Raw genomic sequence first — 18,487 nt, forward strand, 5'->3', positions numbered from 1 at the left:
ACCAAAAAGATAGGGTTCGTAGAATCCTTATTTTGTCAGAATCAGAATTTACAGACACAAGAATTTTCAAAATTTATTCTTGCCAGTCGTTTATTTTAAATAGATTTTTTATTCTTCAATTCTGATGTTTGTGGGAAGTTATTGTTTTTTTTATTATTTTTTCTGGGATAAGGAAATTTTTTTTAATGATGAGTGTCGAAGAAAAATATCAAATTGTTTTAGATAAAAATACCTTCTATTTTCATGATCCAATTTTTGAAGAAAAATATGAAAGCTATATCAACGCTTTAAATGAAACTTTGTTGGTTTTAAAAAATAAGATTGAAACGTATGGATTAAAAAGAGAATTTTTTGAAGATTTATTGATTGAAAAAGAAAATGGTTTGAAAGTTTTACTGGCTTTAACGGGTTTTTCTAATGAAAGTTTGAAAAGACTTATTACAGTTGTTAGGGTGTCTCAAAATCAAGAATTAGCCAGATTATTATTTACAGCTAAATGGGGTAAAAATGAAAATTCAGAAGATATAAAAGAATGGACTGACGCATTAATAGAAAAAATGATAAAAGACAATGAATTTTTTAGAAAAGGCTTAATTAATCTTTTTTTTGAAGGCTCTACAGTTCCGTATTTAGCGCAAACCTTACCCTTGTTTGAGCTAAAAAAATTGTCTATTTCTAAACTTAAATTTGAAGCTTCAGCTATGATTGATACGTTGATACGCTATAAAGAAAAAGGCAGTTATTCAGCACAACCTGCAAATAATCCAGAATTTCTAATAAAAGCTATTTTACAAGATTTAAAAATACCCTTTGAAAAAGGGGATTTAGAGAAATTTTCTGACAAAGAATCTAATAAAAAGCGTGAGATGGATTTTGTTTTACCGAATAGAAAAAATCCACAAATTATCATAGAAAGCTCCTTTCTAGTAACGACTTCATCAGGACAAGGTGATAAATCTAAAACCGAACAACAAATCAGTACATTGATCAAAAAATACTACCCAAAAGCAAAATTTATAGGATTTGTTGACGGTATTGGCTGGTATGTTAGACAAGAAGATTTAAAACGCATGGTTTCGTCTTTTGATGAGGTTTTTACTTTTCATAAGGATGAATTAAACCGATTCAAAGAATTTTTAAAGCGCAATCTAATATGGTAGAATCATTTATAAATAAAATACATCAAGGAGATTGTTTAGATTTATTTAAACAACTTCCTGATAATTCAGTGGATATGACCTTTGCTGATCCGCCTTTTAATCTTAAAAAAGGTTATAAATCTTATAAAGACAGTTTGGATTTAAAAAAATATTTAGATTGGTGTGAACGTTGGATTTTAGAAATGGTGCGCGTCACCAAACCCACCGGCTCAATTTATTTGCATAATATTCCTAAATGGTTGACTTATTATGCAGGTTTTTTAAATGAAATTGCTGATTTTAAACATTGGATTTCTTGGGATGCGCCCACAATGCCAATGGGCAAAACGTTACAGCCTAATCATTACGGAATTTTGTTTTATGCTAAAAATGCGAAAACATTAAAGTTTTATGAAGTTCGTTATCCCCACAAAAGAGATAGAAAAACAAGTTATTTGTCTAAAGATTATGGTGGAAAAAAAGCAGGATTGCATCCTTTTGGTTCTCTGCTTTCTGATGTGTGGACGGATATTCACCGCATAAAACACAATAAATATCGGGATGAACATCCTTGTCAATTACCTGTTCATTTATTAGAACGTCTTATTTTAATGAGTACAGATGCCAATGATATTGTTCTTGACCCTTTTAATGGCACAGGAACCACCGCATTGGCCGCAAAACGTTTAGGCAGACAATTTATTGGTTTTGAATTAGATCAGGAATATGTAGAAATAACTAAGAATAAATTAACACAAGAACAGGCTAATTCAAAATTAGGAAATTGTTGGGTTAGTTTCTATTTAGGTAAAGTGATTACTTTGCGGGATTGTGATTGGGATGAATTGAAAGAATATTTTATTATTCCAAGCCATCCTGAAGAGATAGATTATACCCCGATTGTCTTAAAAACAGAAACCAATATCATTTCTCCTCCAAAAATTCAAAAAGAAAATCAATCGCTCCAGTTATTCGATGTTCAGAGCTGACAAACAAATTAATTTATTGATAATAACCACTTGGTTTTTTCATTAGTCGTACACTTGTCTTTAAAAAACATCCTAGCCCACATCTCCTCAAAAAGGATAAATGTGTTACCATTTCACCGACGAGTCGGTATTTTTCAAAAATTTCAGTCGTCAGATCAAAAAAATAACACGCTTTGTGCTAAAAATTATAAAATAGTCGCTTTAGTCCCTGATGAGATGGGAAAAATGGACTTGATTAAGGCACAATACAATTGCAGATTGCCAAAAGAGACAGTTTTTTAACGATAAATAAAAACAATAAATCTGTCCTTAAAAATACCGTTAATGATTATTTTAGCAGGCTTATCATTGACGATTATTGAAACAATAGAACCACGGTTTTTCTTATGAAAATAACAGCAATAGGCGTAAATGCCGCTTTTTCAACAGGAACTTATGAAGATGCCATCACAGTCGATGATGCACGTTCAATGATTCGTGAATTATTGGCTGCGGGAACAGAATTGAATGAGGAGCAGTTAGAGCGGCTTTTAGCACAGCATAAACGCCGACTTTATGCCCCCCGTTGGCAGTCTAATTTTTTAATTGAATTTGATATGCCCAGTAAACGAGGTCGCGGTCCTTATCGTTTATTGGTGGATATTGGTGGCGATGCGCGTCATGCCTTAAAGGCCTTGGGTTTATCTTCTAGCGATATTGATGGTATTTATATTTCGCATCCGCATAATGATCATATTGGTGGAATGGAATATATGGGATTAACGACTTTATTTAATCCTTATTATACCACTGAAAAGAAGTTATGGTTAGGCGATCAATTCATTGCAGATAAGTTATTTTTAGAGCAATCATTATGGCCAGACCCGCCTTCTAATACTAAACCTGATTTGTTTATTCATAAGAAAGTATTAGAGCCATTACGCCGAGCGGTGGGTCCAGGTTTAGACACGGTGCAAGGTGTGCCTGATGTGCGTTTAGAAACTTATTTCGACATTCATTTAGTGGGAAAACAAGAAGATGGCACAACCATTACGCATATTTTCCAAGATGGCGAAGAAAGTTGGACAATGAAACCCGTGTTTGCGATGCACGTGTTTTCTAGCTCCGAAGAAATGCCGAGTTATGGCATTAGTTTGCAATATTCTCGCGGCTATAATGTGTTAATGCCGACGGATATTCAATTTATGATTCCGCCACAATTAGAAATGCACTATCGCAAAGCGGATCGCATTTATATGGATTGTGAAACCTCACCTTTTCCCTCTGGCGTTCATCCCCACATTTCCGATTTAATTAATAATCTCGATCCAGAAATTCAAAAGAAATGTTTGCTTTATCATTATGATGGTGTGCCGAATTTGCCTGAGAATTCTCAATTTTTTGGCATTTTACGTTCAGCCGATCATCATGTTTATCCGCCGCTCGATTGGGAGCCGCCCGTCGGTAATAAAGAATAGGCTTTACATTCGGTTATTGTTGTGAAATCAAACCTGTCAGATGTGCTGTCAGGTTTATTTTTATTGGATTGATAAAAAATATGTTTTCATGGTTTACGATATTGGCAGATTGGCTGACTTATCGCGTGTTAGGATTATCTGCTGAAACGAATTTAAGTAAAGCGATTCATTTTTTTATTGAAGATACCACTAAAATTTTAGTGTTATTGGTGGTGATGATTTACATTATCGCTTTAATACGCGCTTCATTAGATGTCACAAGGGTGCGTTATTATTTGGCGGGGAAATCGAAAATTTTAGGCACTATTTTAGGTTCAATATTTGGTGCTATTACGCCTTTTTGTTCATGCTCTAGCATTCCTGTTTTTTTAGGTTTTACTTCAGCGGGAATTCCTGTTGGCGTAACGATGTCTTTTCTTTTGACTTCGCCGCTAATTAACGAAGTGGCTGTGTTATTATTACTGAGTTTATTAGGCTGGCAATTCACACTGACTTATGTGATTGTGGGCATGTTGGTGGGGATTTTAGGGGGCTTACTGCTTGAATTTATTCATGCTGAACGGTGGTTGCAGCCTTTTGTGCGCAAAGCCTACGACAATGCCCAATTCACCGCTAATTATACCGCGCCTCATTTATCTTTTGCCCAACGCCATGACTTTGCTAAAACGGAATTAATTGATATTTTCTCACGGGTTTGGAAATGGGTGATTATTGGTGTGGGATTAGGGGCGGCATTGCATGGTTTTGTCCCAGAGAATTGGTTAGAACAGCATTTAGGTGAGGAACAATGGTGGTCTGTGCCATTAGCGGTTTTATTAGGCATTCCATTATATGCCAATGCAACGGGAATTATTCCGATTATGGAAGGTTTAATTACCAAAGGATTACCCGTAGGCACAACGTTGGCTTTTTGCATGAGTACTGTCGCAGCTAGTTTTCCTGAATTTATTATGTTAAAACAAGTGATGCAATGGCGATTATTATTGACTTTATTTATCATATTATTGGTTGCTTTTACGCTCATTGGTTGGTTGTTTAATTTTCTTCATTTTATTCCATTAGGAGTTCGATCATAATGAAAACGATTAAAGTCTTAGGCAGTGGTTGCACCAAATGCACTAAAACGGCTGAATTTATCGCCAAAGTGGCCGCTGATAAAGGCGTGGCAATTGAAGTGATTAAAGAAACCAATCCCGAAGCGATTATGGGCTATGGCGTGATGGTGACTCCTGCGGTGGTGATTAATGAGCAAGTGGTGCATTCAGGCTCTATTCCCAATCAAGCGACAGTGGAAAATTGGTTGTCTTAATTTTTAGATAAACTCAGATGCCATTGCGACGTTTATTATTGCAATGGCATTTTTTTATTATTTTTTGAGAAACTGTTTTATGTCCAATCCTATTGTGATTTCTGTTTTTTTATTAATATGTAGCAATGTGTTTATGACATTTGCATGGTATGCGCATTTAAAAGAATTAAATCATAAACCGTGGATTATTGCCGCATTGGTGAGTTGGGGAATTGCGTTATTTGAGTATTTATTGCAAGTGCCTGCCAATCGAATTGGTTACACGGTGTTAAATGTAGGGCAGCTTAAAATTTTGCAAGAAATAATCACCTTAACCGTATTTGTACCTTTTTCATTATGGTATTTAAAAGAGCCGTTAAAATTAGATTATTTATGGGCTGCATTTTGTTTAGTGGGAGCGGTATTTTTTGTTTTTCGTAGCAAATTTAGTTAGTTTTAATTTTACAATAATGGATTGCTTTTTAGAATGGTCATGAGCTATTTAAATGATTTGGAAAAAACACAGCAATTTGTGGCTTGGTTTCGGGAGGCTTCGCCGTATATTCACGCGCATCGTGGCCGCACATTTGTGATTTCTATTGCGGGAGAAGCCTTAGAAACGCCGCAATTTCCTTATTTAATTCATGATATTGCCTTATTAAGCAGTTTAGGCATTCGGGTGGTCTTGATTTGTGGCATTCGAGTGCAAATTGAACATGAATTAGAACGGCGTGGAATTGAATCGCGTTATGTCGATGGTATTCGCATCACTGATGAAACCGCATTAAGTTGTGTTAAAGCGGCCTGTGGTGAGGTGATTTCTACGGTAGAAAGTTTATTGTCAATGGGATTAACAAATTCACCCACCATTGAGATGTTTATTAATACCGCAACAGGCAATTTTATTGTGGCGCGGCCGATGGGAATTAGAGATGGAATTGATTATTGTTATAGTGGCGAAGTGAGACGGGTTAATGTCGCGGCAATGACGAAGCGATTAGATGAGGGATGTATTGTGTTAATTGCGCCTGTGGGTTATTCGCCGACAGGAGAGGTTTTTAATTTATTAGCCGAAGATGTGGCCGCCGAAGTGGCGATTGCTTTAAAAGCGCATAAATGGGTGTGTGTTAGCGAGACAAAAGGATTATATGATCAGCAAAATCGTTTTATTCAACAATTGACCTTATTAGAAGCGCAACAAGTCATGAATCGGGAAGCTGATGTTTCTTTAAGGCAGCAATTAACAAATGCCATTCGGGCTTGTCAAAGAGGCGTGCAGCGAGTGCATTTAATTCCGCGTCAAGTGGAAGGCTCACTTTTATTAGAATTATTTAGTCGAGATGGTATTGGAACGTTAATTAGTACAGACCCATTTGAACATATTCGACGGGCTAAAATTGAAGATATTGGCGGTTTATTGGCCTTGTTAGAACCCTTAGAAGAATCAGGGATTTTGGTGCGCCGTTCACGAGAAAAATTAGAAATGGAAATTGATCAATTTCTGGTGCAAGAACGGGATGGAATGATTGTGGCATGTGCCGCATTATATCCTTTTGTCAATGAGGATATGGCAGAATTAGCTTGTTTGGCCGTACATGAGGAATATCGCGGCAATAATCGCGGTGATATTATGCTAAATTATATTGAACGAGAAGCCCGCCGTTTGCAAATTGGGCGCGTTTTTGTTTTAACCACTTATACGGCAGATTGGTTTCGAGAACGCGGCTTTCAACCCGCTAATTTAGACGTTTTACCGATGCAACGTCGCGCCTTATATAATTATAAGAGAAATTCTAAGGTTTTTATTAAATCACTGTAGCAAATAAAGTGATTAAAAAAATATTTATTGGTCTAAATAGGATGTGATTGTAATGAATAAGCCACTGAGTTTAATTCCCGATGTACAAAGTAGTATTGATACTCGTCGTTTGACGATTAATAAAGTGGGAATTAAAGCCCTTAAACATCCCCTTCAAGTATTAAATCGAGAAGGAAAAGCACAATCCACGGTGGCTATTTGCAATATGTCGGTGGAATTGGCGCATCATCAAAAAGGCACGCACATGTCGCGCTTTATTGAGTTGCTTAATGCCGATGAGCAAATGTTGAGCATGGAGGCTTTTAAACAGTTATTAAGCGCAATGGTGCAGCGTTTAGAAGCCCAACGCGGTTATATTGAATTTACTTTTCCTTATTTTATTCGCAAACAAGCTCCTGTTTCGGGTGTGGCGAGTTATTTGGATTATGAAATTACTTTATTGGGCGAGATTAATGAAGGCATTCCTGCGGTGGTTTTAAAAACGGTTATTCCTGTGACCAGTTTGTGTCCTTGTTCTAAGAAAATTTCGGCTTATGGCGCGCATAATCAGCGTTCACATGTCACCGTATCGGTGCGGCCATCTGGCCCGATTTGGATTGAGGATTTAATTGAATTGGTGGAACAACAGGCTTCTAGTGAATTATTTGGTTTGTTAAAGCGGTCGGATGAGAAACTGGTCACAGAACGGGCTTATGAAAATCCTAAATTTGTTGAAGATATGGTGAGAGATGTCGCCGCACAATTAAATCATCATCCTCATATTGCCGCTTATTGTGTGGAAGCTGAAAATTTTGAATCGATTCATAATCATTCGGCTTATGCGATTATTGAAAAAGATAAATTATCTCCATGTGGTTCTGTGATAAGTAGCTAGTAATTATTGTTACATTATTTTATTAATGAGGCGTGTAAAATTTTGTTATGGTGCAGTCTAATAAAACGGATTTGGCATATATAAAATCTTGGTATGCAGACAGTGTAGGAGAATTACCTGAACGGGCAAAATGTACCGAATCAATGACGGTCGATGTGGCGGTGATTGGCGGGGGAATGACGGGCTGTAGTGCCGCGTATCATTTGGCACAAGCAGGGCATTCAATCGCCTTGTTAGAAGCGGAGAAAATAGGCTGGGGCGCGTCGGGACGTAATGGCGGACAATTTATTTTTGGTTATGCCTGCGATCCATTTCATTTAATGGAATTAATGGGCGCGGAAATGACACGGCAATTGTGGGATTTATCGTTGGCCGCGGTGCAATTAACCCGCAATTTAATTACCCAGCATCACATTGATTGCGATTTGACGAATGGCATGGCACATGTCGCCATTAAACCTAGACATGAATTAACGTTGAAAAAATGGCATGATTTGTTTGTTAAAAATTATGCTTATTCCAGTATGCAATGGTTGGATCAATCTAACTTGCGCGATTTATTAGCCAGCACGCGTTATTTAAGTGCTTTATACGACGCGAATAGTGGGCATTTGCATCCATTAAAATATACTTTGGGTTTAGCTCGCGCCGCAGAGCAAAAAGGCGTGTTAATTTTTGAGCATTCTCCCGTCGCAAATATTAAACGCGGGCAGTTAATAACCTTACAATTAGCCAACGGCGCACAAGTGCATTGTCGCCAATTGGTTTTAGCGGGAAATGCTTATTTATCGCAGGTATTAATGCCTGAAATAAATGCGAAAATAATGCCTGTTGGAACTTATATTATTGCCACTAAACCCTTACCGAATGCCACTGCATTAATTCGCAATAATATGGCCATTGCGGATATGAATTTTGTGTTAGATTATTTTCGTTTAACGCCAGATCATCGTTTATTATTCGGTGGATTGGCGAGTTATTCGACTGCGCCGCCGTCTAATGTGGCTACTGTATTATTGAAACAAATGAAAGCGGTTTTTCCCAGTTTACACAATTTGTCACTCAATGATATTACGCATTGTTGGGGCGGCAATGTCGCCGTGACCTTAAACCGTATGCCGCACGTAGGACGAATTGACGACAATATTTATTTTGCGCAAGGTTTTTCGGGGCATGGCGTGGCCTTGACGGGATTAACAGGGCAAGTGATGGCTGAGGCGATTTCGGGGACGCTGGGGCGATTTGATTTGTTTTCGCAGGTGCCACATCAACCGTTTCCCGGCGGGAGACGTTTACGTTTACCTGCGATTATGTTGGGCAATTTGTTTTACCGTTTACGCGATTACTTTTAACCCCACCAATCGCGTGGACAATTTCCACCCGATCCCCCGCGTGTAATTCTCGTAATTCGTATTCGCTGCGGGGGACGATGTTGAGGTTGATTTCTACGGCAAGTCGCTTATTTTGCAGCGAAAGTTGTTGTAAAAGTAAGGATAGCGTACAAGAGCTTGGGATTTATTTGTGTTTTTCATTAGCAAACGAATCGTTAGATTTGGGATAATTTTATTCATATCACTACTTGGCTAGGACTAGCAAGTTTTAATCGTAAAAACAGTCTTTTATTTCCCCTATTCCCGCAAAAAACCCAATTCAAAAACCAAGGGTTGCAATTTCAGCGTTAATTCTTTATAAACCCGTTCAAATTCGCTGAAATCAATAGGGAAATAATCACCGCTTTCATTGCGTTTTTTTAAGGCGTTACGAATTTGATACCAGCCGACATCAGGGCGATTTAATTTTAATTCTTCGCGCACGCGATAATTGTCTCTAGCAGAAAAATAAGCCTGCCATAATAATCGACCTGCATTTAAAACGGCTTTGGCTTCTTTAGACAGTTTCTTTTTCTTGAGATACTGCACCATAAAATCAGATTCAAAACGATCTGGCGCGCCGATTTCTTCTTCAGAATAAGGAATAAAATGATTAACAATACTCCATTTTTTCCCGTTCCATTCTAAATCATTGGCACTGGCGGTTAAATTGCTGCCATTAAATAGCATCCAAATTAAACAATCATGCTTAAATTCGTCGGTTAATTCGCCAGTGGGTTGTAAGAATTGATCGCGGTCATTTATCCAAGTGGGTTTAATTAAACGACGCACGGAGAAAATGATCGCGGCTTGCCAAAGGTTTTCGGGAGTGATGTAAAAACCATCACCTTGACCATAGGGAGATGAAAACAAAACTGTTTGTTGATTAGCGTGTTGCAAATCATTTTTGCCGCAGTACATGTAGGCAATAGCATTATCAGACCATGAATCTACACGCGGTGCAGAGGTTGCGGGTGTGATAGCATTTTTTAATGGTAAAACAGATTGATTATTTCTTTTTGGACGCTTTAACCAAACATTTAAATAGCTTTCATTGGGTAAATTATAAAATTTTTTCTCACCAATTGGCTGCGTTTTTTTATCAAAAATCTCCACTGTAATTTCTGTGATGGGTGTTTTTTCTTGGCATTTTGATTAGTTTTCCAAACTAAAAACCCAATGGGAAAATCTCCTTTTAAACCATCAAAAACTTTACTATGAACAATAAAGCCACCTAAATATTCTGCATTCCAGATTTGTCTAAATTTCTCAAAATTTGGCGCATTAATATATTTTAACTTGCTAAATATATACCAAAATTAAGTCATTCATAAAATTTTTCTGTCAGAATCAGAATTTACAGAATTTTAGGATTTTCAGAATTAAAGAATAAAAAATCTATTGAAAATAAACGACTTGCAAGAGTCAATTTTGAAAATTCTTGTGTCTGTAAATTCTGATTCTGACAAAATAAGGATTCTACGAACCCTATCTTTTTGGTATAGCAATTGTTGCTGTGGGCATTTCCTGAGCAATACGCACTATGAATTGCATAAATAATTCACTACTAGCTTTACCATAACTATCCATTGCAGTTGTCGAAAATTTATTTTTTGTAACGCCTGCTTTATTGCCGCTGTCTGATCCCGTACCAACTTCTGCATAAGGCGGATTCATTAACACTAAAATCTTTTTCCCTTCTCGAATCGCTTGGCGCAAACTTTCGGGGATTTTATTGGTCAGAGAATAATCAATTTTACCGTCATCAGTAATGTCATCATTCAAATAATCATATTGAAAACGATAAGCCGCCGCACAGGTTTTTGTGGCGCGCATCACATCTATATCCGCTTGATCTAAAGTACTCATGTATAAATTACGCGGATTAGAATGTTTCACTTCCAAATTTCCCACGCCACAACACATATCCCAGACAATATAATTCTTTTGCCAATTTTTACCCAACACTTCCGTTAATTTATTATAAGCCGCATCAACCACTGCTAATGGCGTATAAAACGCACCTTTAAAGCTGCGTTCATCCAAAGGAATTAAACTATCACGGCGTTCTAATAAATAATTGCGATATTCGCTGTGAGGGGGTTTGTGATAAATCGCCCAGAATCGACGATAACCTTCTTTATTCGCCAATTCATAAAGTTTTCCATTTAAAGAAAACACAGGCGCATTATTTTTATGCAATAATTCAGCGGGCAAATGTTCATGTGTAGATAGTGTGCCATCGTGCATAATATCGGCAAAAAATAACAAGGCATAATCTTCTTCATTAACCCCAATAATTTCCCGCCCAATCATTGCCACCCATTTATCAAAAACCTGTTTTAAATTATCGGGCGTAATTTGAGCGCGAATAATTTCGCCCGTTTGAATCGCTTGCTTAACGGCTTGAATAAATTCTTGTTCATGACTAGAAATTTTAAACGAGACAAAATAAGCCCCAATATAAGCCGATACTTCGTCTAAAGCTTCTTTAGGGTATTGACTGGCCGATTTTCCCCATTTAATGCTTTTATTTTTTAACAAAGGCAAGACATCAGCGGTTTTCATTAAGGCCGCTTTTTCCGTATCAATTACCGCTAAAAAAGGCGGAATAATTTCCCCTTTATTTAACGCATCTTGTACATAATGCAATAATTGCGTGAACATCGCATAACTGGAAATTTTCCCGCCTTCTTTGGCTTCAAACCAAATCTCATCCGTGCGAATATCAATTAAACCTTTGGTATAGCTTTTTAAGCCCAGAGCTTTAATGTAAATATCTTTGACATCTTCTTCACTGCGGGCGTGTTGTAATTTTTCGTAGAGGGTTGACATAGTAGTGATTTAGGTAGAAGGTATGATTTCAACTTAATGATAACGCAATATTCCGCAGAAAACCTCTTCAGCATTTGCTAAATTGTTTCGGAGGTGGGATTTTAAAGATATATTTTTGTTAGATGAATATTATGATCCAACGAATTTAATTTAGAAATATCAGAAGCTCTACGACAATTACGGATTAATCTTGAAAACATTGAATGTTTGTTACAAAACCAGTGCATTATTCATTTCCACCCCAATTGGTTGCGCGCCCATTACCATTTCTCATCCCAAAATAAGAAATCGGGATGTCTCTCTTTTGGTTCATGGTCACGCCGAATATAAGAAAGCACTGGCGAGTCTGTTGTAGTCATTTTCAATCACGGATAGGGATGCTTACGCGATTACTTTTAACCCCCACCAATTGCGTGGACAATTTCCACCCGATCCCCCGCGTGTAATTCTCGTAATTCGTATTCACTGCGGGGGACGATGTTGAGGTTGATTTCTACGGCAAGTCGTTTATTTTGCAGCGAAAGTTGTTGCAAAAGTAAGGACAGCGTACAAGGGCTTGGGATTTGATGTGGTTGGCCGTTTAAAAGTATTTCCATAAGTATTCCTAGTTGACAAAAGAGGTTAGTATTAGTATAATTCTGGGTCTTATTGTTCAGTTCTCCTCCTTATGCGGGTGTAGTTCAATGGTAGAACTTCAGCTTCCCAAGCTGATAGCGTGGGTTCGATTCCCATCACCCGCTCCAAGACTTAGCTTACCCTCATTATATCTTGTTGCAAATTTGTTGCAATTTCTCAGTTTTCCCTCAGTTTTCCTTTTTTCTTGATAAAGAAATCTATTTAAGTAAATGCGTCGCCAAAAAAACGCAATGAGTATCAAATAACACATTAACGGCATCGCCTTGTTTTAAATTAAATTGTTTAATGGTATCGTGTGATATAGGTAAACTAATTTTACCCCAATTATTCTGATCCACACTTACCATAACCTGCGCAGATGCCTGACAATAAGAAATTTCAATTATCTCACCACTAAAACAATTATGTGGGTAAATGCCAAAAGAAACATTTTTAGGCAATAAAACCAGTGACGTTATTGGAATAAGAGCAACAATAGGTTTTTCTTTTTCCAAAATTAACGGATTCAAAGCCGTTTTATTAAGTGTCACTGTTAATAAATTTTGCGCACTGACATCAAGATAAATCACCCACTCAGATTCATTTTCTGACCAATTCTGAATAATTCCTTCAAATCGACAATATTCGTTTCTATTCTCAACAGAGAATGTTGCCAAAAATCGATTTTCCAATGCCATCAAACGCGATTCTAATGTGGTTAAATAATGTCGATGTTCTTGTTCTAATTGCGCCCATTCTTCTAGTAATGCCATAGCAAATGGCGTAAGTTCTGTGCCACCTTTTTCTTTACCGCCGCGAGCGCGACAGACTAAAGGAGTAGGAGATAATTGATTCATTTTCTCTATCATATCCCAAGCAGATTTATAGGGAAATCCTAAGGCTTGGGCAGCTTTGGATAATGAACCATATTCATGTATCTTTTTTAGCAATTCAAATCGTTTTGGGCCTAAAAAATTTTTTCCCTCACGATGTAACCACATCATACTCAATATTTTCATGACTCAATGCTCCACTCATTCCAGAATAATAAACCATTTTAGCTCAATTTAGCGATTGAAATTTTATCATTATCCTTACAGAATAACCTATCATTTTTACAAGCGATTAATAACGGTATTCATCATGCGATTGAAACGAAATTATTTAATTTTTTTGACTTTATTTGGTATTTTAGCTTTGGCTTCAAGTGCCTGTGGCAAACGAGACAGTTTACATCCCACCCAGATTCGCGTGGCAAAATCGGTGGATGAGAACGTCTGCGCACAAGTAGGACATGTCAGTGGGGCAGCTCCCGCAGATGTCAAACAACGCGAAGGAATGCGACGAGCATTGGACGAAGCCTTGTATCAAGCCGAAATTTTAAACGCCTCCCATATTGTAGTCGAAACACACCGCTATTCGAGTACAGAAGGCACTTATGTCACGGCTTGGGCGTATCGCTGTTGACACATAAGGAAAATACAAATATTGGTCGGAATGAATCAGTGTTTCATGCAAATAATACAGGGCGCAATCCTCTCCCTGCGCCCCTTTTTACCCTCCTCACCCCAACATCCGCAACCCCGGCGGCAAACTTTCCCCAATGACTTGTTGTTGATCTGAATCGGCTAGATGGGTCATTTCTTGTACCATATTGCGCCAGGATTCGGGCGCATTTACCTGATCTAAATGGGTGATGATTTGCGTGCGTAAAGACTCGTGAATATCTCGTGCGCGATCTCCTGTTAAACGGGATAATAAAACGGCTGTAAAAGCAATATTGGGCTGTTTTTTCCAATTCAATTTTAATAAACGTATTAACCAATTTTCCACCACTTCCACCGCAATAATACTATGCGCACTGCCATGCACAGGAGATCGGCTGCCTAATCGACCTAAACACCAAAATAAATAATCCTGCGATAATCCCGTTTCAATCATAGACAATAATAACTCTCCAATAACTTTTTTATCTTCCGTATTAATCGATTCTAATACCGCAAATAAACGCATCATCGATTCATAACCACGGCGTTTTAATAAATCGACTTGCTTTTTACTGGCCGATTTAGGCAAGGGCAACAACCACGGTAATAATTCATGGGCAATTTGCTGTTGTGCTTCAGCAGGGAGTCCGCCGGCCACCCGTCGCCACAGCGTCCACCATTCCATCCACACCGCGGCTTGCGTGGCATATTGCACCCCTTGCGCATACAACGGCCACAACTGCTCCATACGCCAATCGTCTAAAGGATAACCCAACCCCGGCCGCAAACAATAACCCACTAAATTAAACCAAATTCGCTCATGTTCTTCCGAGCGGCGACGACGATTCATTACCGACAACAATACCCCAGCTAATTCCCGTAATAAAGGCACTTCCCAATCAGTTCTTTTACCCAAACATTTTTCTAATTCAATGCGTAAATTTTTAATATTAAATTTAGCCGCATTCACATTGGCAGAACCGTAAAATAATTCAATATGATGAATCGCCTCATTCAAACGCGGATGACTGGCACGGTTAAAATCACGACTTGTCCATTCATTCATGCCTGATCGCAATTGAAATTCTAATTGCCATTGTTGCGCATTTAAACCTTGAGAAACACAAGACAATGACAGCGTTCCCACTTCAGTCAATACTGCTTGCAATTGCACAGGAATTTCTACGGTTTTTATACCGCGTTTATCTTGCGCCGAAAAAACCGACACCAACGGCGGCAAAGTGTGAAAATCCACCGCATCCACCGACACCACTTCACCCGCTTGATACGCCTGATCATCGTTAGCAGATACCAGATGAAAACGCACCGGCCGCCCTACAGATAAAGCAAATTGCCGATCTGCCAAATGTAATATTTTACCTGCTTCCGTGCCTTTGGGTAAGACACAAACTGCTTGCGGCGTTAAAGCCGTATCCACGGCATTGGCGACTAACAGAAAATAACTCCGTGCCGAACCACCTTGAATAGATGTATTCAACCCTTCTCGTGCCAGCGCATACGCCACCGCACCCCGTGCCACAGCAAGATCAGGCAAGGCATTGTCTAACACCCGCACCGTCGCACCGCGCCAATTTTGTAAAACATCAACAAGCCGTTGCCGCGTCAACTCACTACGAAACACGCCACCATTTAACAATATCGCATCGGGTAAACTCGGATTATCCGCTTCTTGTTCTACACCTAATGCCTCACTCGCCGCTCGCTGATGCGCCCGCAAAAATGCCGACACATGCCGACTGATCGCCGCATCCGCCGCATAAGGCAAACCAAATTCGACTAAACCCGTGCGCCGTCGCAACGGCAATTCATCCCAAGCGGCCAAAGGAAAAAACCCATTTAATACCGCATCTTGCACTTCAGAACGAGTAAATGTCACCCGCTGCGCATTCGCCACCAAACGACTGCCCCCACCCAAAATCGTCACTGTGGCCGAATCGGGCGCATTTTCGGCTAATAATCGTTCTTTAGCGATTCTACATTGTTGAATTAACTGCGATAATTGCGCGGGGGACAAGGCACGCGCTTGATCGGGACGCAATCGCTGTTCAGCCCAATGTGCCAGCAGCAAATCCATATTGTCCCCACCTAACATTAAATGCTCACCCACGGCAATTCGCGTTAAAATAGGCGTATTTTCCTGCCAATCGATGCGAATTAACGTTAAATCCGTCGTTCCCCCCCCCACATCGCATACTAAAAGCAGGCGACAACCTTGTAATTGCGTGGCCAATTGCGTTTGATAGCGTGCCAACCAGTCATAACAGGCCGCTTGTGGCTCTTCTAACAAGAAAATCGACGGTAAACCCGCCAATTTTGCCGCCATCACCGTCAATTCGCGGGCGATTTCGTCAAAAGACGCAGGCACAGTTAAAACCACCGTCTGCTGTTCCAACGGCGCATCAGGAAAACGTCGCGCCCACGCCGCACGTATATACGCTAGATAACTGGCACTGGCGTGTAAGGGAGAAATACCAGAAATTTCAGTGACATGCCCCCACGGTAAAATGGCGGCGGTACGATCCACGCCCGCGTGTGACAGCCAACTTTTGGCACTGCTCACCAATCGCCCCGACACCTGCGATCCCAAATATTGAGCGTATTCGCCAAATATCGCCGGCGGCAACTCCGCTAATAAAGACGACACCGGCCACGGCAATTGGGTTGCCGTTTCGTGTAATTCGCCTGTGGCATAATGATAACGGCACGAGGGCAAACTCGGCCGCGCTGCCCATTCGCCCGCGGCCACCCATTGTTCAATGTCAAATAATTGTATTTCTTTATTCGGCAAACGACAATACGCCACAACGGTTTGCGTTGTGCCTAAATCAATACCCACTAAAAAATTTGACATAGTCCATTATCCATTGTCTTAAAAATCATTAAGCTGTCTATTATCAACTTAATAACCGCGTTCAATAATATATTTTGCAATCCAACGTAAAGGATCAGCCCGTTGATCGAATTCGCTTAAACTGGCTAACGCATTTTTAACCAATTGTTCTGCCATTAAGCGTGATTCTTCTAATCCCACAATAGACGGATAAGTGGGTTTATGATTGGCTTGATCTGCGCCTTGCATTTTGCCTAAAATTTCCGTACTCACCGACACATCTAAAATGTCATCTTGAATTTGAAACGCCAAGCCAATACATTTCGCATAATAATCTAAAGCGGCTAATGCACTTTCGCTCATTTCAGGCACCGTTAATGCGCCCAATTGCACACTGGCACGAATTAACGCGCCTGTTTTATGAATGTGCATATTTTCCAATTCAGCCAGATTTAACACCTGTCCCGTCGCGGCCATATCAATCGCCTGCCCCCCCACCATGCCCCGCGAACCACTGGCTTGTGCCAAAATCGCAATCATACGCAAACGCGCCGAGAGATCAATGCTTGACAAGTCACTTGTCGGCGCGCTTAAAACGTAGAACGCTAAAGTCTGCAACGCATCGCCCGCTAAAATCGCGGTGGCTTCATCAAATGCCTTATGACACGTGGGTTTACCGCGCCGCAAATCGTCGTCATCCATCGCAGGCAAATCATCATGAATCAAGGAATAAGCATGAATCAATTCCACCGCTACTGCGGGAATATCTAAAATTTCTGGTTTAATATCAAAGGCTTGTCCCGTTAAATAGACCAATAAGGGACGAATACGTTTGCCCCCATTTAATACCGAATAACGCATGGCTTGATGTAAACGGTCAGGTTGTGTCTGTTCGCTGGGCAAGTGGCGGTCTAAGGCACAATGCGCCCGTTGTTGGTAAAATCGCATCAATTCTTTTAATGACATGGTAGTAAAGCCGTTGAGAAACAATAAAATGGCAAAAGAAACGCGGATTTTATAATTTCGCGCTGTGAAATGGGTGTAATTTTGCTAAAATAACGACACAAGAGTTGGACTGAGGCACAAAAAAGCCGACTGTCCAAAAAACGCCTTCATTCAAGCCGAATTTTATAACACGTTATGAGTTTATTTCAACGTTTATTATTGTTATTTATTGTGGTGCCAATTGTTGAGATTTACCTATTGATTAGTGTGGGTAAAGTGATTGGTGGATTGCCGACGATTGGGCTGGTTATTTTAACTGCGGTGTTAGGGGCTTATTTATTGCGCATTCAAGGTTTAGCCACCGTGCGCAAATTGCAGCGACAATTAGAAGCAGGACAAAATCCAGAGGACTCTTTATTAGAGGGTATTTTATTGTTAGTGGGTGGGGTTTTATTATTAACGCCGGGGTTTTTTACCGATGCGTTGGGACTTTTTTGTTTATTGCCTAGCACGCGGATTTTTTTAGTGCGCCAATTAAAACGTCAAATTGGAGCAAATTCTGAATTCAATACCGCCAAAGTTTATCCTCACTCCACCCAAAATAAATCCCATGAAGTGATTGAAGGGGATTATCGTCGAGAAAAAGATTAATTTTTCTCTGAATCTGAATCAGAATACTATTTTTAGGTCATCGCTTGTTTTGCCCGGTCTATTTCTGTGTTTGCTCGGTCTTTTCTGCGGGAAAAATTTTTTAGTAAAAATGTAGATAATTCAAATGGTTATTTGAAATATTTAATATTTTGCTTAAATTCCATTTT

The 18,487-nt window shown here is 39.4% G+C and carries 18 protein-coding genes and 1 tRNA gene; 12 read left to right on the top strand and 7 right to left on the bottom strand.

The features are described from left to right. Nucleotides 1–185 precede the first annotated feature (185 nt). The 9 genes from TPSD3_RS17225 (at nucleotide 186) to TPSD3_RS03945 (ending at nucleotide 8,918) form a co-directional block, all read left to right on the top strand. The gene (locus TPSD3_RS17225; RefSeq protein WP_140048472.1) at nucleotides 186–1,160 is read left to right on the top strand and encodes a DpnII family type II restriction endonuclease; all 975 of its coding nucleotides are present in this window, start codon (nucleotides 186–188) and stop codon (nucleotides 1,158–1,160) included. Continuing rightward, complete coding sequence (locus TPSD3_RS03910) at nucleotides 1,154–2,128, top strand: DNA-methyltransferase (protein ID WP_086487272.1); 975 nt, start codon at nucleotides 1,154–1,156, stop codon at nucleotides 2,126–2,128. The genes TPSD3_RS17225 and TPSD3_RS03910 overlap by 7 nt, the downstream gene beginning before the upstream one ends. Nucleotides 2,129–2,514: 386 nt before the next feature. Beyond that, the gene (locus tag TPSD3_RS03915; protein ID WP_086487273.1) at nucleotides 2,515–3,585 is read left to right on the top strand and encodes an MBL fold metallo-hydrolase; all 1,071 of its coding nucleotides are present in this window, start codon (nucleotides 2,515–2,517) and stop codon (nucleotides 3,583–3,585) included. Between the two features lie 80 nt (nucleotides 3,586–3,665). Then, the gene (locus TPSD3_RS03920) at nucleotides 3,666–4,661 is read left to right on the top strand and encodes a permease (RefSeq protein WP_086487274.1); all 996 of its coding nucleotides are present in this window, start codon (nucleotides 3,666–3,668) and stop codon (nucleotides 4,659–4,661) included. Next, entirely contained in the window at nucleotides 4,661–4,894 is a 234-nt protein-coding gene (locus tag TPSD3_RS03925; RefSeq protein WP_086487275.1) for a thioredoxin family protein, read from the top strand. Before TPSD3_RS03920 ends, TPSD3_RS03925 begins: the two co-directional genes overlap by 1 nt. Nucleotides 4,895–4,973: 79 nt before the next feature. Beyond that, the gene (locus TPSD3_RS03930) at nucleotides 4,974–5,327 is read left to right on the top strand and encodes a DMT family protein (protein WP_086487276.1); all 354 of its coding nucleotides are present in this window, start codon (nucleotides 4,974–4,976) and stop codon (nucleotides 5,325–5,327) included. A 33-nt stretch (nucleotides 5,328–5,360) separates the two neighbouring features. After that, nucleotides 5,361–6,692, top strand: a complete 1,332-nt coding sequence (gene argA, locus TPSD3_RS03935) for an amino-acid N-acetyltransferase (RefSeq protein WP_245391515.1) — start codon at nucleotides 5,361–5,363, stop codon at nucleotides 6,690–6,692. A gap of 52 nt (nucleotides 6,693–6,744) precedes the next feature. Continuing rightward, nucleotides 6,745–7,566 carry a GTP cyclohydrolase FolE2 gene (gene folE2, locus TPSD3_RS03940; RefSeq protein ID WP_086487277.1) on the top strand — a complete coding sequence of 274 codons (822 nt, stop codon included), beginning with the start codon at nucleotides 6,745–6,747 and terminating at the stop codon, nucleotides 7,564–7,566. Nucleotides 7,567–7,637: 71 nt separating this feature from the next. Beyond that, nucleotides 7,638–8,918, top strand: a complete 1,281-nt coding sequence (locus tag TPSD3_RS03945; protein WP_217884364.1) for an NAD(P)/FAD-dependent oxidoreductase — start codon at nucleotides 7,638–7,640, stop codon at nucleotides 8,916–8,918. Here the strand turns inward: TPSD3_RS03945 and thiS (TPSD3_RS03950) are convergent. The 4 genes from thiS (TPSD3_RS03950) to thiS (TPSD3_RS03965) all read right to left on the bottom strand — a co-directional run bounded on the left by thiS (TPSD3_RS03950) (nucleotide 8,875) and on the right by thiS (TPSD3_RS03965) (nucleotide 12,367). Further along, nucleotides 8,875–9,081, bottom strand: coding sequence for a sulfur carrier protein ThiS (gene thiS, locus TPSD3_RS03950; RefSeq protein ID WP_086487375.1), 207 nt, complete (start codon nucleotides 9,079–9,081; stop codon nucleotides 8,875–8,877). The genes TPSD3_RS03945 and thiS (TPSD3_RS03950) overlap by 44 nt on opposite strands. Nucleotides 9,082–9,194: 113 nt before the next feature. Then, nucleotides 9,195–10,052 (bottom strand): hypothetical protein, encoded by an 858-nt coding sequence (locus TPSD3_RS03955; protein ID WP_217884366.1) that lies wholly within the window; start codon nucleotides 10,050–10,052, stop codon nucleotides 9,195–9,197. A gap of 372 nt (nucleotides 10,053–10,424) precedes the next feature. Next, complete coding sequence (locus TPSD3_RS03960; protein ID WP_217884367.1) at nucleotides 10,425–11,771, bottom strand: hypothetical protein; 1,347 nt, start codon at nucleotides 11,769–11,771, stop codon at nucleotides 10,425–10,427. 395 nt (nucleotides 11,772–12,166) lie between these two features. After that, nucleotides 12,167–12,367 (bottom strand): sulfur carrier protein ThiS, encoded by a 201-nt coding sequence (gene thiS, locus TPSD3_RS03965; protein WP_086487279.1) that lies wholly within the window; start codon nucleotides 12,365–12,367, stop codon nucleotides 12,167–12,169. Between the two features lie 73 nt (nucleotides 12,368–12,440). On the opposite strand from thiS (TPSD3_RS03965), the gene TPSD3_RS03970 reads away from it, so the two are divergent. Next, a tRNA-Gly gene (locus TPSD3_RS03970) sits at nucleotides 12,441–12,514 on the top strand. 90 nt (nucleotides 12,515–12,604) lie between these two features. On the opposite strand, the gene TPSD3_RS03975 is transcribed toward TPSD3_RS03970, so the two are convergent. Next, nucleotides 12,605–13,405: a LysR family transcriptional regulator gene (locus tag TPSD3_RS03975; protein ID WP_086487280.1), complete on the bottom strand. Its 801-nt coding sequence runs from the start codon at nucleotides 13,403–13,405 to the stop codon at nucleotides 12,605–12,607. A 124-nt stretch (nucleotides 13,406–13,529) separates the two neighbouring features. Here TPSD3_RS03975 and TPSD3_RS03980 point away from each other — a divergent pair, with 124 nt between their 5' ends. Continuing rightward, nucleotides 13,530–13,853, top strand: a complete 324-nt coding sequence (locus TPSD3_RS03980; RefSeq protein ID WP_086487281.1) for a hypothetical protein — start codon at nucleotides 13,530–13,532, stop codon at nucleotides 13,851–13,853. A gap of 96 nt (nucleotides 13,854–13,949) precedes the next feature. Here TPSD3_RS03980 and TPSD3_RS03985 read toward each other — a convergent pair whose 3' ends face one another. Together TPSD3_RS03985 and ispA are read right to left on the bottom strand one after the other, a co-directional pair. Continuing rightward, nucleotides 13,950–16,745, bottom strand: coding sequence for an Hsp70 family protein (locus tag TPSD3_RS03985; protein WP_086487282.1), 2,796 nt, complete (start codon nucleotides 16,743–16,745; stop codon nucleotides 13,950–13,952). Between the two features lie 48 nt (nucleotides 16,746–16,793). Further along, entirely contained in the window at nucleotides 16,794–17,690 is an 897-nt protein-coding gene (gene ispA / locus TPSD3_RS03990) for a (2E,6E)-farnesyl diphosphate synthase (RefSeq protein WP_086487283.1), read from the bottom strand. Nucleotides 17,691–17,864: 174 nt separating this feature from the next. Here ispA and TPSD3_RS03995 point away from each other — a divergent pair, with 174 nt between their 5' ends. Continuing rightward, nucleotides 17,865–18,320 (top strand): FxsA family protein, encoded by a 456-nt coding sequence (locus TPSD3_RS03995; protein ID WP_086487284.1) that lies wholly within the window; start codon nucleotides 17,865–17,867, stop codon nucleotides 18,318–18,320. Nucleotides 18,321–18,487: the final 167 nt, after the last annotated feature.

Source organism: Thioflexithrix psekupsensis (genome assembly GCF_002149925.1).
GTDB classification, from domain to species: Bacteria; Pseudomonadota; Gammaproteobacteria; order Beggiatoales; family Beggiatoaceae; genus Thioflexithrix; species Thioflexithrix psekupsensis.